Annotated in this window: 12 protein-coding genes; 4 read left to right on the top strand and 8 right to left on the bottom strand. The window is 69.7% G+C overall.

The window, feature by feature from the left end; genetic code table 11:
- Positions 1–138: 138 nt before the first annotated feature.
- The 3 genes from SJY11_RS12240 to SJY11_RS12230 form a co-directional block, all read right to left on the bottom strand.
- The gene (locus SJY11_RS12240) at positions 139–795 is read right to left on the bottom strand and encodes a DUF1190 domain-containing protein (RefSeq protein ID WP_376986897.1); all 657 of its coding nucleotides are present in this window, start codon (positions 793–795) and stop codon (positions 139–141) included.
- Between the two features lie 28 nt (positions 796–823).
- Positions 824–2,404 carry an AMP-binding protein gene (locus SJY11_RS12235; RefSeq protein ID WP_376986896.1) on the bottom strand — a complete coding sequence of 527 codons (1,581 nt, stop codon included), beginning with the start codon at positions 2,402–2,404 and terminating at the stop codon, positions 824–826.
- Between the two features lie 200 nt (positions 2,405–2,604).
- Positions 2,605–5,430, bottom strand: coding sequence for a phosphoenolpyruvate carboxylase (locus SJY11_RS12230; RefSeq protein WP_376986895.1), 2,826 nt, complete (start codon positions 5,428–5,430; stop codon positions 2,605–2,607).
- A gap of 167 nt (positions 5,431–5,597) precedes the next feature.
- On the opposite strand from SJY11_RS12230, the gene rutB reads away from it, so the two are divergent.
- The 3 genes from rutB (at position 5,598) to SJY11_RS12215 (ending at position 8,621) form a co-directional block, all read left to right on the top strand.
- Entirely contained in the window at positions 5,598–6,332 is a 735-nt protein-coding gene (gene rutB / locus SJY11_RS12225) for a pyrimidine utilization protein B (RefSeq protein ID WP_376986894.1), read from the top strand.
- Between the two features lie 47 nt (positions 6,333–6,379).
- Positions 6,380–7,582 carry a Zn-dependent hydrolase gene (locus tag SJY11_RS12220; RefSeq protein WP_376986893.1) on the top strand — a complete coding sequence of 401 codons (1,203 nt, stop codon included), beginning with the start codon at positions 6,380–6,382 and terminating at the stop codon, positions 7,580–7,582.
- Between the two features lie 121 nt (positions 7,583–7,703).
- Entirely contained in the window at positions 7,704–8,621 is a 918-nt protein-coding gene (locus SJY11_RS12215) for a DMT family transporter (protein WP_376986892.1), read from the top strand.
- Between the two features lie 42 nt (positions 8,622–8,663).
- Here the strand turns inward: SJY11_RS12215 and SJY11_RS12210 are convergent, their stop codons facing one another.
- From SJY11_RS12210 to SJY11_RS12190, 5 genes are all read right to left on the bottom strand, one after another.
- Positions 8,664–9,725 carry an AI-2E family transporter gene (locus tag SJY11_RS12210; RefSeq protein WP_376986890.1) on the bottom strand — a complete coding sequence of 354 codons (1,062 nt, stop codon included), beginning with the start codon at positions 9,723–9,725 and terminating at the stop codon, positions 8,664–8,666.
- A gap of 213 nt (positions 9,726–9,938) precedes the next feature.
- Positions 9,939–10,433: a methyltransferase family protein gene (locus SJY11_RS12205; RefSeq protein WP_376986889.1), complete on the bottom strand. Its 495-nt coding sequence runs from the start codon at positions 10,431–10,433 to the stop codon at positions 9,939–9,941.
- Positions 10,434–10,485: 52 nt separating this feature from the next.
- Complete coding sequence (gene gpt / locus SJY11_RS12200) at positions 10,486–10,995, bottom strand: xanthine phosphoribosyltransferase (RefSeq protein ID WP_291826491.1); 510 nt, start codon at positions 10,993–10,995, stop codon at positions 10,486–10,488.
- A 117-nt stretch (positions 10,996–11,112) separates the two neighbouring features.
- Positions 11,113–11,877 (bottom strand): competence/damage-inducible protein A, encoded by a 765-nt coding sequence (locus SJY11_RS12195; RefSeq protein WP_376986888.1) that lies wholly within the window; start codon positions 11,875–11,877, stop codon positions 11,113–11,115.
- 100 nt (positions 11,878–11,977) lie between these two features.
- Positions 11,978–12,856, bottom strand: a complete 879-nt coding sequence (locus tag SJY11_RS12190; RefSeq protein ID WP_376986886.1) for an FkbM family methyltransferase — start codon at positions 12,854–12,856, stop codon at positions 11,978–11,980.
- Between the two features lie 148 nt (positions 12,857–13,004).
- Between SJY11_RS12190 and map the strand changes: the two genes are divergently transcribed.
- Entirely contained in the window at positions 13,005–13,829 is an 825-nt protein-coding gene (map, locus tag SJY11_RS12185) for a type I methionyl aminopeptidase (RefSeq protein WP_069055643.1), read from the top strand.
- Positions 13,830–13,840 lie beyond the last annotated feature (11 nt).

Genomic DNA, 13,840 nt, shown 5'->3' with positions numbered 1-13,840 from the left:
CCTTCCCCCCGCTTGCGGTGGGGAAGGGTGAGGGATGGGGGGCCGCAAAGCAGGTTTCGCCCTAGGCTTGAGCAGACCGCCGAGCGGAACTGCCCCCCACCCCGGCCCTCCCCACCGCAAGCGGGGGGAGGGTAAGGCTCAGTTCCGCCGCGCCGGCTTGTACCATTCGACGCCGTCGGGATCGACATAGAGGCCCGGCGCGACGTTCGAGCCGATCGGCTTCTCCTGCATCGGCACGCGCACCGTGTCGTCGCGGTCGCCGCGCTTGACGTAAGGCGCCCCGCTCTGCGGAGCGTTCCCGCCATGGCCGCGCGAGGCCGCGAGCCCGATCGTGCCCTGGCGCCCGGCGACCTTGTCCTGCAACTCGCTGACGCTGCGCCCGGCGAAGGCGACGTGCCCGCCGCCCTCGATCACCGGGAAGGCCCGGCGGGCGGCGCCCTCCCCGGTCACCCGCACCCCGGTGAAGCGCGGCACATAGGTCGCCCCGCCTTTGCCGAAGCTCTCCCAGCCGCCGGTCGCGATCATCTGCGCGCCGCAGCGCTTGTGGCTGCGCTCGCACAGCGCCCGCGAGGCGTAGCGCGGCGCCTTCTGCTCGAATTCGGCGCGGGCGTTGCGATAGGCGAACTCGCACTGCTCCGCCGTCAGGATGCCGCCGGCGATGCACTCGTCGCGGCGCTCATAGACGGCGCCGCGCTCCTGCGCCGCGAGATCGCCCGGGGCGAGGAACAGCAGCGGCGAAAGCGCCGCGGCGCGCAGGGCCCCGAGCAGGGGAGCGGCGGAACTGAGCAGAATCATGGGCCGCAGCAACAGCATGATTGTGGCTTTACAGAAGCGAGCGTCGCGAGCGGGCGAGTTCGAGCGTCGCGCCATAATCGATCTTGCCATTGCCGAGGACGGGAATCGAGTTCGTCACCAGGATGGCGCGCGGCACCCAGAGTTCCGGGAAGCCCTGCACTTTCGCCGTCTCCTGCAGCACGCTGCGCTCGGCATTGGGCTTCTCGGTGACGAGGACGAGCTGCTCGCCCTTGCGGGCGTCGGGCAGCGCCACCACGACATGGTTGAAGTCCGGCCAGAGCCCGGACACCATCGATTCGACCGCCGCGAGCGACACCATCTCGCCGCCGAGCTTGGCGAAGCGCTTCGCCCGGCCCTTGATGACGACGAAGCCGTCATCGAGCGTGACGATGTCGCCAGTGTCGTGCCAGCCGCCCTCCGGCGGCACGAGCACGCCCGGCCGGTCGGCACTGAGATAGCCGGCCATGATGTTGGGGCCGCGCACACAGAGCTTGCCGCCCTCATGGATGCCCTCGACCGGCTCCAGCCGCGCTTCGATGCCCGGCAGCAGCCGCCCGACGCTGCCCTCGCGTGTCGCCAGCGGCGTGTTGCAGGCGAGCACCGGCGAGCATTCCGTGCAGCCATAGCCTTCGAGGATCGTGGTGCCGTAGGGCTCCCACATCCGCCGCGTCTCGGGCTTCACCCGCTCCGCCCCGGCGACCACATAGCGCACGCTCTTGAGGTCGTTGGGATCGGCCGCGCGCGCATACCCTTGCAAAAATGTGTCCGTCGCGAACAGGAAGGTGCAGCCGGTCTCGCCGATCAGCTTCGGCACCTGCTTGTAGTGCAGCGGGCTCGGATAGAGCACGACCTTCATGCCCGAGAGCAGCGGCATCAGCATGCCCGCCGTTAGCCCGAAGGAGTGGAAGGCCGGCAGCGGGTTCATGACGATGTCGCGCTCGGACAGGAAGCCGGCAGCGAGCGCGAAGATCTGCCGCGCATTCGAGACGAGATTGGCGTGGCTCAGCACCACGCCCTTCGGCTTGCCCTCGGTGCCGGAGGTGAACAGGATCACCGCCGCCTCGTCCGGCGCGGCGGCGTATGAGCGATGGACGAAGCGCGGCGCGAGGCTCGCCAGCGCCCCCAGGGCCTTGTCGAGGCTGGTGATCTCCTTGCGGACGTCTTCGAGATAGATGACCCGCCTGTTCTCGCCGAGCGCCTCGAGTTCGTCCTCGAGCTTGGCCTGGTCGACGAAGCGCCGCGAGGTGACGATCGTCTTCAGCTCGGCGAGTTCGCCCGCCGCCCGCAGATTCTTGACGCCGGCGGTGAAGTTCAAGAGCGCCGGCACGCGGCCGAAGGCCGACAGCCCAAACAGCGTCACCGCCAGCGCCTGCACATTCGGTAGCAGCACGCCGACATGCTCCTTCGGCTGCGTGAAGCCCGCGAGCTTGCGCCCGAGCACGAGCGCGCCGAGCACGAGGTTGCCATAGCTCAGCGGCTTGCGCTCGGCATCCTCGACCGCGACGCGGCCCTTGCCATGGCGCGAAACCGCCTGCAGCAGGGCCTGGAACAGGGTGATCCTTGCGCCCGCCGCATCGAAGACGGGCAGGTCTCGTTCGGTGTCGGCCATGCTTGGCTCGGCTCCCGGCTGGCGTTTCCTCTCAGCCTAGGTAAGCCGATATCCTGAGGATGCAACGACGATCGAAGCCCGAACTCGCCGTCACTGCGAGCAAAAGCGAAGCAATCCAGATCCCGCAGCGCTCGACGTCCCCCCTGGATTGCTTCGTCGCGACGCTCCTCGCAATGACGGATGCCGCCAGGTTTGAATCCCTATCCGAAGGCGCCGATCTCGTGCTGGATCGCGCCGGAGATCTCGCGCAGCAGTTCGAACAGCCCCTGCATCGGCGTGATCACGTCGCGGTGCAGCGCCTCATAGGTGCCGGTTTCGCGCGGGCCCGGCGGCTCGCCGAAATCGAGCCCGATGGTCGGGTCGGGCCGCAGCGGGAAGATGTCGGCGAGCAGCGCGAGGCAGGCGGGCACGTCGAGCCGCAGCAGCCGCTCGACCAGCACCTCGCGGGTGATACCGGCATGGGGCCGGAAATCCGGGATGTGGCTCGCCCGCAGCCAGATGCCGTGCATCGCCGCCAGCCGCAGCGCATGCAGCGCCACCAGCCGCGCGGGCATCTCCGGCACGTCCGGCGCCGCCGCCTTCAGCTTCAGCGCATCCGAGGAGAGCCGCCAGAACAGGCTGCGCAGCGAAGGCGCGAGATCGAGCCGCGACAATGCCTCGCCGACGGCGAGCAGTTCGTCGCGGCGTCCCTCGCGCAGCGTGCGCCGCGCCCGGTCGAACCAGCTGCCGGGGTCGAGCGAGTCGAGATAGGCGCGCAGCACGTCGAGATCGCTGGCGGCGAGCGCGTGCTCCGCCAGCCGATAGGCCCGGTCGAAGCGATCGGAGCGCTCGCGCATCGCGTTGAACAGATCGGGCGCGCGCGCCGCCGCCTGGCCGATGCCGTGGACGCTGTTGGCGAGCCAGCCGAGCTGCTGCAGGATCGCGTTGTTGGGGATGGCGCGCAGTTCGCGCGGATGGCGGATGCGCGTCGGCCCGCCGGCATCGCTCTGGCGCGCGGCCGGGCGCGAGCCGGTCTTGTCGAGCAGCGAGGGGCCGAAGGTGCCGATCAGCGCGGCATAGCCGGGGTCGTCGACCAGCGTCGTCATCTCCTCGCGCACGGTCTGGAAGAACTCGCTGGCGAAATCGGGCTCGTCATAGATCGGGTCGGCGACGTCCTCGGCCACCGGCACCAGCACCGCCTCCGCGATGCGCCCGACGGTCGCCGCCGCCAGAAGCGGCGTGCCGAACATCAGATAGCCGTCGCTGCCCTGAAAGCTGGTCTCGCGCACCGTGCGCAGGCCGGCCTTGGCGAAGGCGGCGCGCGCCCAGGCGGGTTCGAGATAGGCCAGCCGGTCGGCGAGGCTTCCGGGATGAGCGCCCCGCCCGGCGGATTCGCCATGGGTGTCGAAAATCACCAGCTCGACCTCGGCGAGATCGTAGCGGCGCAGCAGCTCGCAGATGCGGATGCGCAGCCGCTCGATCCAGAAGGTCGCGGCGACCTGCCCGATATAGCGGCCGGAATCGGAATAGCCGAACTGGACGCAGAAGCGGCCATGGCGCTTGAGATAGGCGCGGAAATGCGGGCTGCGCAGCGCCTCGTCGATGATGCGCGGCCCCTGCTCCAGCGCGTCTTCGGTCTCGAAGAGCGGCGAGATCTCGACCCGGTCGGCGATGCCGAAGCGGGTGGCGAGCCAGAGCGCGCAGAGCAGCGTGTAGCCGGTCTCCGTCTCGGCGACGAGAAACCGCACCGCCTTGGTGCCATCCACATGCTTCACGATCTGCGCGATCGTCATCAGCATCCGCGTCGCCGAGGCGCGCTCGGCCGCCAGAGCGCCGAAATCGACCGCAATCGGCGCGACCTTGGCCAGCAGCCCGTTCACCGCCGAGAGGAAGGCGCGCCGCTGCGCCGGCTGCGTCGGCTCCTCGTCGAGCGGGATCACGCCGCGCATGGCGTTGTGGAGCTGCGAGGCGTTGAGCCGGAAATGCGGCAGCGCAATCGAGACGCCATGGGCGACGCAGCCGGCCTTGACCAGGCACAGCGCCATCGTCGTGTCATCATCGGCAGAGAGCGCGATGGCTTCATCCAACACCGCAATAAGTCCCGACGCCTCCGGCAGCGCCGCCTCGCGCTCGTTGACCAGCGACAGAGCGAAGGCCCGCAGCGCCGGCAGATCGGGCTGCGTCGTGATCGGCGGCGCCAGCGCCAGCTGCCGCTCGACCGCCGCCAGCGCCGTGCCGACCAGCTCGCGCACGGCAGCGGTTGCCGGCACAGCCGGAAGCTTTTCCAGGATGCGCGCGAACTGGCCCTGCTTCGATTCCAGCCGGTAGCGCAGCGTGTCCCACCAGCCGATATCGGTGCGCCCGTCGGTGTCGCAGCCGACCCAGGAGGCGAGGATGACCGGGCACGGCGCCAGGCCGTGCCAGCGCTCGGGCGCGAGCCCCTGCGCCGCCCGCAGCAGCGCGGCGTTCAGCCGGTCGATCGCGTCGCGGGCATGGCGCACGGCGTAGCGCGCCTGCTCGAACTCGTCCTGCAGCGTGATCCGCCCATCGGGCCGGAAGGACAGCGCCGCATCGTCGATTACCGCCTCGCCACCCGCCTCCCCGCTGGCCTCAGCGGCGAGGGCATGGGCGAGCCTGCGGCTCATGCCGAAGGTCGGATGCGCCGTGAAGACGGCCGCGAAGCGCAGCCGCTCCACCGCCTCGCGATAGGCGGCCAGCGGATCGGCCGCGCCGGACGCAGCCTCCGCGAGCGTTCCGGCGAGCGTGGCGAAGGCGCCCTCGCCATCGCCGTCGAGCCCGACATAGGCCGCCAGCCGCCCTGCCCGCTGCCGCAGCGCCTCCCGCCCCAGCCGCCGCACGAGCCCGCAGGCCGCCTCGACATCGAGCTCGCCGCGGTCCATGCGCCGCGTCAGCCACAGCGTCACGCGCAGGACCGGATTGCCGAACGGGTCCTCGCGGGCATCGGCCCGCGCCTGGGTGATCTCGTCCAGCAGCCGCGCCGCCAGCGCCGCCTCGTCCGCGATAGAGCCTTCGACCCCGTCATTCATCGCGCGTCCTCCCGGATTCGGCCGAGGCAAGTTTCAGACCGGAACGGCACCGCGGCGCAAGGCGGCCCGGCATGGCTCTTGCTGGCAGAACCGACGCATCTTGCCGGCCTGGCCCGGCATGCGATGCTCGCCTGCGCCAGAGCGCCCATGCCTTGCCGGAGATGCCGATGCACGCCCTGTCCGCCGCCGGTCTGCCCGAGCCTGACACGACTGCCGCCTCGATCGTCCTGCCGGCCCGGCCCGAGCCGCTACGGCTGGACACCGCGAAAACCGCGCTGATCGTCGTCGACATGCAGAACGCCTATGCCTCGCCCGGCGGCTATATCGACATCGCCGGCTTCGACATCACCGGAACGCCCGCCGTGATCCGACAGGTCGCCCTCGCCGCCGAGGCCGCCCGCCGCGCCGGCATCCCGGTGATCTTCCTGCAGAATGGCTGGGACGCGGGCTATCGCGAGGCCGGCGGGCCGGGCTCTCCGAACTGGCACAAGTCGAATGCGCTGAAGACGATGCGCCGCAAGCCCGAGCTCGACGGCAAGCTGTTGGCCAAGGGCGGCTGGGACTACGCCATCGTCGATGCGCTGACGCCGCAGCCGGGCGACATCGTCGTGCCCAAGCCGCGCTACAGCGTCTTCTTCAACACCAACATCGACAGCCTGCTGCGGGTGCGGGGCATCCGCAATCTCGTCTTCACCGGCATCGCCACCAATGTCTGTGTCGAATCCTCGCTGCGCGATGCCTTCCATCTCGAATATTTCAGCGTCGTTCTGGAAGACGCCACCCATGCTGCCGGGCCGGACTTCGCCCAGAAGGCCGCGCTCTACAACATCGAGACCTTCTTCGGCTGGGTCTCAACCGTCGCCGATTTCGCCGGCGCGGTCGGCCAGCAACCGCCCGCCTGAGCCTGAAACACCCCGCGCCGCCCCGCCTGCCCGAAAGCGAGCCCGCCATGCCTGCCGTCGACACCCAAGCCTTCCTGCGCGATCTCTACGAGCTGCGCGGCATCGGCACCTTCAAGACCGGCGTCCACCGCCCGACCTATTCGCGGGAGGACATGGAAGCCCGCCGCTGGCTGATGGCCAAGCTGACCGAGTGCGGGCTCGAGGCCTCGATCGACGGCATCGGCAATGTCTATGGCCGCCATCCCGGCCCCGGCCCGCATCTGCTCGTCGGCAGCCATATCGAATCGCAGAACGAGGCCGGCTGGCTCGACGGCGCGCTCGGCGTCGTCGCCGGCATCGCGCTCGCCCGCGCGAGCCTCCCGGTCGATGTCTGCGCCTTCGCCGACGAGGAAGGCCATTTCAGCCTCAGCCTGCCCGGCAGCCGCTCGATGATCGGCGATCTGACCGAGGAGGCCATCGACGGCGCCCGCAACCGCACCGACGGCACACCGCTGCGCGACGCCCTGCGCGCCGCCGGACTCGAGGGCCTGCCGCGCCGACAGCTCGAGATCGGCCGCTACAAGGGCTATTATGAGATGCATATCGAGCAGGGCACGCAGCTCGAAGAGGCGGGCCTGCGGCTCGGCGTCGTCACCGGGATCGTCGCGATCTGGCAATGGCGCATCATCGTCGAGGGCCAGCAGGACCATGCCGGCGGCACCACCATGGCCGAGCGGAAGGATGCGGGCCTGAGCGCGGTCAGGCTGCTGGCGGCGATCGACGCCGAGTTCCCGCGTCTCGTCGGCGAGCGCACGACCTGGACCACCGGCCGCTTCCGCCTCGAGCCCGATGCGCCCAACATCATTCCCGGCCGGGCCGAGATCCTGTTCCAGTTCCGCGACGTCTCGGTGGCCGTGCTGGAGCGGCTGGAGGCGGGGCTCAGGTCGCTGGTGCAGGAGGCCAACCGCCGCGAGCGCTGCAGGATCACGCTCTCCTCCGTCTCGAAGGCGGTGCCGGCGCTCTGCGATCCCGCGATGATGCAGGCCCTTTCCGAGGCCGCCGAGGCCCTCGCGCCCGGCGCCTGGCAGACCATGCCCTCGGGTGCCGGCCACGACGCGCAGGTCATCGCCCGCACAATGCCCGCCTCGATGCTGTTCGTGCCCTCGATCGGCGGCATCTCGCATCACTGGAGCGAGGACACGAAGGACGAGGACCTCGCTTTGGGTGTCCAGGTCCTGCACGGCGCGGCGGAGCGATTTCTGGCAGGGTAGACTGCACCGAGCGCAGGGTTGCTTCGGCGCCGAAGCCCCTTGCCCGGCGAAGGCGGGCCAAGCATAGGAGCGGACGCACGCCGGAGCGTGTCTCCGGCCCCGTGCCTTGCGAAAGCCCCTCGTGTCAGACCTCGCCTCTCCCGACCCGGCCGCCTCCGCGCGCCGCCGCCTCTGGCTCGGCATCGGCTGCGGGCTTCTGACCAGCCTGATCTGGGGCGTCCAGTCCGTGGTCTCGCGCCAGTCGGTGGCGGATGGGCTGAGCGCGGCCGATGTCACCATCCTGCGCTTCGTCGTGGCGTCACTCATCCTTCTGCCGCTCGCGCGGCGGCGGATGCGGCCCTTTCCGGTCGGAGCGCTCGGCTGGCGGCGCGCGCTGATCCTGACCGCGCTGGCCGGCGCGCCCTATGCCCTCGTTCTGGTCGGCGGCGCCACCTTCGCCCCGGCGCTGCACGCCTCGGTCATCGTGCCCGGCCTGATCCCGGTGATGACGGTGGCGCTGGCCTTCCTCGTGCTGGGCGAGAGGCCGGGTCCGCTGCGGCTGCTCGGGCTCGCTCTGGTGCTGGCCGGCATCGGCGCCTTCGGCTGGCAGGCCTTCGGGGAATCGGGCGCAGGGGCCGGCGCCTGGGTCGGCGATCTCTTTTTCGTCGCCAATGCGGTGATGTGGTCGGTCTTCGGGCTACTCGCCCTGCGCTGGCGGACGGACGCGATCGACGTCACCATCGCGACCTGCCTGCTCTCGCTGCTGTTGCTGCCGGTCTTCGCCCTGACCATGCCGATTCGGCTCGGCGAGGCCGCCTGGCCGGCGATCGCGCTGCAGGCGGTGTATCAGGGCGCGCTGGTCGGCGTCGGCGCGCTGTTTCTCTACACCAAATCGGTCGAGTGGCTCGGCGCCTCGCGGGCGACCCTGTTCCTGCCGCTCAACCCGGTCGTCACCGCGCTCGCCGCGATCCTGCTGCTCGGCGAGTACCCCTCCGCCATCGAGATCGCCGGCATGGTGCTGGTGATCGCCGGCATGAGCGTGGCGCTGCGGGCCCGCTGACCGGCGCCGGCCATGGAAGGCTGCCCCGCGCGGGCGCGCCGTTCAGCCTTCGTCGGCAGCGAGGGTGTCGCGCTCGAGATAGCGCGTGACGTAGAGATCCCGGGTCAGTTGCAGCGAGAGCGCGGCGATGGGCGTGGCGAGAGCCAGGCCGAGCAGGCCGAAAAGGGTTGCGAAGGCCAATTGCAGGGCAATCACCAGCACCGGCGGCAGCGAGACCTTTTGCTTCTGCAGGATGGGCGTGATCACATAGCTCTCGAGCGCCTGAACCGTGACATAGACCCCCAGGACCATCAGCACGGTGTTCATGCCCTGGGGCACCGCCAGGAGCAGGCCCGGAGCAGCCGCCAGGACCGGCCCGACATTGGGAATGAAGGCGAGCAACCCCGCGATCAGGCCCAGCACCAGCGCCAGCGGGATGCCGATCAGCCACAGGCCGAGCCCGGTCAGCACGCCCACCACGGCCATTGCGATCGACTGCGCGACGAGCCAGTTCTGCAGCGTGTCGACGCTGCGGGCGAGGACGATCTTGGCGTCCGCCCGGCCCGACGGCGCGATCAGCTTAAGAAACCCTTGGCGATAGGTCCTAGGATCGGCCGCGCCGTAAAGCGCGATGAACAGAAGCAGGACGATGTTGCCCAGCGTGCCGAAGACAGAACCGACCGCCTGCGTGGCCACGCCGCCCGCCTCGAAAGACCAGAGATCGCTCGGACTGAGCTGTTCGAGCGCCCTGCGCCCGGATTCGTACTCCTTGATCCACGCCATCACGCTGTCGACCGCCGCGGGCACCTCGCGCCAGAGTTCGTCGAACTGATGCAGGACGGCCGGCGCGATCGCGACCCCGCCCCCGGCGAGCAGCAGCACGAGGCCCAGCAGGAAGAGGGCCACGCCCCAGCCGGGGGCGATGGAGAGCAGCCGGCCGATGCGAACGCCGCAGGACCTGAACAGGATCGCGAGCAAGAGACCCGCGAAGACGATCAGCAGCGTCGTCGGCAGGAACACGAGTAGCAGAGCCAGGACGCCGAACAGGACGCCGATCGACACCGGGCCGCGCCGCCAGTTGATCGAAGGGGCGGGAGCCTGGCGCGGCTCGGAGCGCTCGGTCATCGCTGTCACGGGTCCACCGGTGTGAGGTCATGAGACCGAGACGGGCTCGGCGAGGTCAATCGGGCGAAGTGATCCATCGGGCGAAGTGGAAGCTTCGCCTGATCGTCTTCCCGACGTTCAACGCACCGATCGTCGCTTTGTGCCTTGCCAGGGCGGCAATCCGTGGGAGCGCGGGCCGCGGCGGTGCGAAAGCCCGCCCTTGCGAAGGCCTTCTCAGTGCCGGCCGATCCAGCGGCGGACGCGGCCGCGATAGGCCAGCCAGGCCGGGCCGAAGACGGCTTCGAGATGCGCCTCCTCGCGTGCGATGGCGAGTTTCAGAACCAGGAACGCGGCGACGAGCCCGGTCACGATCAGCCAGAGATTGCCGAAGCCGAGGCCGGCCCCGACCATCATCAGGGTGTTGCCGAGATAGATCGGGTTGCGGCTGATCGCGAAGGGCCCGCTCTCGACCAGCGCGGTCGCAGCGCGATGCGGCAGGATGTTGGCGCGGGCGCGGGCCATCGTCGCCATGGCGGAGAGATCGAAGCCGGCCCCGACCGCCAGCAGCGCCCAGCCGACGGGGCCGAGCCAGCCCGCAAGCGCGCCGTCGGGCGCAGGATAGGGCAGTGGCAGCAGCCTCTGCAGCACCATCGCGACGAGAATGGCCGCGCCGTAGAGCAGAGGCGGCCAGGGTATGCGGTTGGGCCGGTCCGTCGCTGTGTCGATCATCGCGATCTCCTCGAGACGGTGGCGGCCGGCCCACCCTCAGCCCAGGTGGCCCTCAGCCCTTGTGATCCTTGGCGATGGGCTCGACATAAGCCAGCCCCATGTCCCAGGGGAAATAGATCCAGGTGTCCTGGCTGACCTCCGTGACGAAGGTGTCGACGGTGGGCACGCCGGCGGGCTTGGCGTAGACCGTGGCGAAATGCGCGTTCGGCAGCATTTCGCGCACGACACGGGCCGTCTTGCCGGTGTCGGTGAGGTCGTCGACGACGAGCACCCCCCGGCCCTTGCCGTCGCCGATCGCCTTGATCGAGGGGGCGACGTCCTTGAGCACCTTGAGCTCGGTCTGGTTCTTGTAGTCGTGATAGCTGGCGACGCAGACCGTCTCGATCAGGCGCAGGCCCAGCTCCCGGCAGATGATCGCCGCCGGCACCAGCCCGCCGCGCGTGATGCAGACGATCGCCTCGAAAGGCCCCTTCTCCGCGAGCCGCCAGGCGAGCGCCCGGGCGTCACGGTGGAACTGGTCCCAGGAAACGGGGAAAGCCTTGTTGGAGGTCGGCTCGGCCATGGCGCGGAGGCTCCGGATCGGTACGGGCGCGAACGGCCCTTCAGCCCGTGGCAAAACCCTATCGGCGCGCCGCTGGCAAGAGGCGACGCGCCGTTCGTCCCCGCAAAAGCCCTTGCGTCAGGCGCCGAGCTTCGCCTGCTCGGCCGCGATCATCGCCTTCACGGCCTCCATCGCAACCGCCAGCGCGTCGGGGTCGCGCGAGCGCACGACGACATTGGTGTCCGGCCCCGTCTCCGAGAAGAACGGATAGGAGCCGATCGAGACGTCCGGATGAGCCTTGGCGACCTCGGCCAGCGCCGTGCCGATATCGCCCTCGCGCAGACCGGCGCGGACCGTGTCGGACAGGATCTTCACCCCCGTCTGCAGCGTCGGGGCGACCACATCGAGCATGGCCTGCATGATCGAGGGCACGCCCGCCATCACATGGACGTTGCCGATCTTGAAGCCCGGCGCCTTCGACACCGAATTGGCGATGAGGTCGGCCCCGGCGGGAATCCGCGCCATCCGCAGCCGCGCCTCGTTGAGCTGGTCGGGCGGGAAGCGCTCGGCCAGCATCGCGATGGCGCGCGGATCATGGTCGATCGAGACGCCGAAGGCCGCCGCCACCGAATCGGCGGTGATGTCGTCATGGGTCGGGCCGATGCCGCCGGTCGTGAAGATGTAGGTGTAGCGCGCCCGCAGCGCGTTCAGCGCGGCGACGATCTCCTCCTGCACGTCCGGGACGATCCGGACCTCGCGCAGCTCGATGCCGATATTCGTCAGATACTCGGCGATGTAGCCGATGTTCTTGTCCTTGGTCCGGCCCGACAGGATCTCGTCGCCGATGACCAGGATCGCGGCGGTCACGCTGACCGGGGATGATGTCGTCTCGCTCGTGGTCATGCCCGGCTCCTGGCTGCGGCGCGAGGCGCGCTCCGCCTCCTGGCGCCGCTACTGCTAGGGCTTTGCCGGCGCCGGCTCAAGCGGCGCCTTCGCCGCGCCTTCAGCCGCCGATCACAGTCTGTTCGGCCGGCGTATGCGGGCGCTCGAAGACGAGATTGAGCCGCGTCTGCGCGAGCAGCGTGTAGCCGCTGCGCTCGAGCAGGGCGGCGAGGTCGCTCTGCCAGCGCTGGCGCGAATCCTCGATGACGATCAGCCCCGGCCAGAGGCTCTGCGGCGCGTCGCGCAGGAAGGGCTCGAGGATCAGGTCCTCCGCGCCCTCGACATCGAGCTTGATCGCGTCGAGGCGCTCATAGCCCTCGTTCTGGACCAGCGCGAGCAGCGTCATGGCGGGAACCCGCACCGTGCTGCCGGCGCTCGAGCGCAGGATGCGCACGCTCGATTCGCCGCGATTGGTCGGGTCGAGGAAGAGCGTCAGCTCGCCCGGCTTGTCGGCGAGCGCGCAGGCCACCGCCTTGATCGTGCCGAACGGGTTCTGGGCGATGTTGAAGGCCAGCCGGGCGAAGACTTCGGGCTGGGGCTCGACCGCGACGATGCGTGCACTCGGCCCGGCCTTGGCGGCGACGAAGAGCGAATACGCGCCGATATTGGCGCCGATGTCGATGAAGCGGAAGCCGTCGCGCAGGCGCGAGGCCAGGATGTCGCGCTCGACGGGATCGAAATATTGCGGCGTGAACAGCACCCGCTTCTCGCAGACATTGCCGTCCGGATACAGCCGCATGCGCGCGCCCAGCGACTCGATGTCGACCGGGCGCCCCGCGAGCGAGCGCAGGCCGAGCCGGCGCAGGGCATAGGCGAACTTGCGGCCGAAGAAGCTGTCGGACGCACAGCGCGTCCAGGCGATGAGGCGCGACAAGCCGCGCGGCGGTGCGAAGGCGCCGTAAGGCTTGTCCTCCGCCTGTGAATGATCGATGCTGGCCATGCTGCCCGCCTGATACACGCGCGCGGCCAGTGACGCCAGCCGGCGCGACACGCCGAGGGTCAAAGCGACGTGAAGACGACGGGACGAGCCGCCTTGCGCCGTCCGCCAAACGCAATAGATAGGCCCGGCGAGGAGTTGTCCGGCGAACATGACCTTTGACGAGACACTGGGCCGGTCGCGGCACCGCGAGCCGGCCATCAAGATTCACGGCGCGGACGCCTTCGCGGCCATGCATAAGGCCGGCCGTCTGACGGCCGAGGGCCTCGACATGCTCGGCTCCTACGTCAAGCCCGGCGTCACCACCCAGCGTCTCGACGACCTCGCCTTCCAGTTCGCGCGCGACAACGGCGCCTACCCCGCCACGTTGTTCTATCGCGGCTACACCAAGTCGATCTGCACCTCGATCAACCATGTCGTCTGCCATGGCATTCCCGACGACAAGCCGCTGCGCGACGGCGATATCCTCAACATCGACTACACGCTGATCGTCGATGGCTGGCACGGCGATTCGAGCCGGATGTACGGCGTCGGCGCGATCTCGCGGAAGGCCGAGCGCCTGGTCGAGATCACCTATGAGAGCCTCATGCGCGGCATCAAGGCGGTGCGCGCCGGCGCCACCACCGGCGATATCGGCTTCGCCATCCAGCGCTATGCCGAGGCCGAGCGCTGCTCGGTGGTCAGGGATTTCTGCGGCCACGGCGTCGGCCGCAATTTCCACGACGCCCCCAACATCCTGCATTACGGCTCGCCGGGCGAAGGCCCGCAGCTGAAGCCGGGGATGATCTTCACCATCGAGCCGATGATCAATCTCGGCAAGGCCGGGGTGAAGGTGCTCTCCGACGGCTGGACCGCGGTGACGCGGGACCGCTCGCTCTCCGCCCAGTTCGAGCACACGATCGGCGTGACCGAGACCGGCTGCGAGATCTTCACGCTCTCGCCGTCGGGACGGGACAACCCGCTGGCCGCCGGCTAAGCCGGGCCGAC

Source organism: Allobosea sp. R86505 (genome assembly GCF_042466375.1).
GTDB lineage: Bacteria > Pseudomonadota > Alphaproteobacteria > Rhizobiales > Beijerinckiaceae > Allobosea.
This window is presented reverse-complemented; position numbering and strand designations above follow the sequence as displayed.

Coding starts and splice junctions, on each gene's coding strand:
- SJY11_RS12240 (WP_376986897.1), bottom strand. CDS start 795: ATGATTCTGCTCAGTTCCGCCGCTCCCCTGCTCGGGGCCCTGCGCGCC.
- SJY11_RS12235 (WP_376986896.1), bottom strand. CDS start 2,404: ATGGCCGACACCGAACGAGACCTGCCCGTCTTCGATGCGGCGGGCGCA.
- SJY11_RS12230 (WP_376986895.1), bottom strand. CDS start 5,430: ATGAATGACGGGGTCGAAGGCTCTATCGCGGACGAGGCGGCGCTGGCG.
- rutB (WP_376986894.1), top strand. CDS start 5,598: ATGCACGCCCTGTCCGCCGCCGGTCTGCCCGAGCCTGACACGACTGCC.
- SJY11_RS12220 (WP_376986893.1), top strand. CDS start 6,380: ATGCCTGCCGTCGACACCCAAGCCTTCCTGCGCGATCTCTACGAGCTG.
- SJY11_RS12210 (WP_376986890.1), bottom strand. CDS start 9,725: ATGACCGAGCGCTCCGAGCCGCGCCAGGCTCCCGCCCCTTCGATCAAC.
- SJY11_RS12205 (WP_376986889.1), bottom strand. CDS start 10,433: ATGATCGACACAGCGACGGACCGGCCCAACCGCATACCCTGGCCGCCT.
- gpt (WP_291826491.1), bottom strand. CDS start 10,995: ATGGCCGAGCCGACCTCCAACAAGGCTTTCCCCGTTTCCTGGGACCAG.
- SJY11_RS12195 (WP_376986888.1), bottom strand. CDS start 11,877: ATGACCACGAGCGAGACGACATCATCCCCGGTCAGCGTGACCGCCGCG.
- SJY11_RS12190 (WP_376986886.1), bottom strand. CDS start 12,856: ATGGCCAGCATCGATCATTCACAGGCGGAGGACAAGCCTTACGGCGCC.
- map (WP_069055643.1), top strand. CDS start 13,005: ATGACCTTTGACGAGACACTGGGCCGGTCGCGGCACCGCGAGCCGGCC.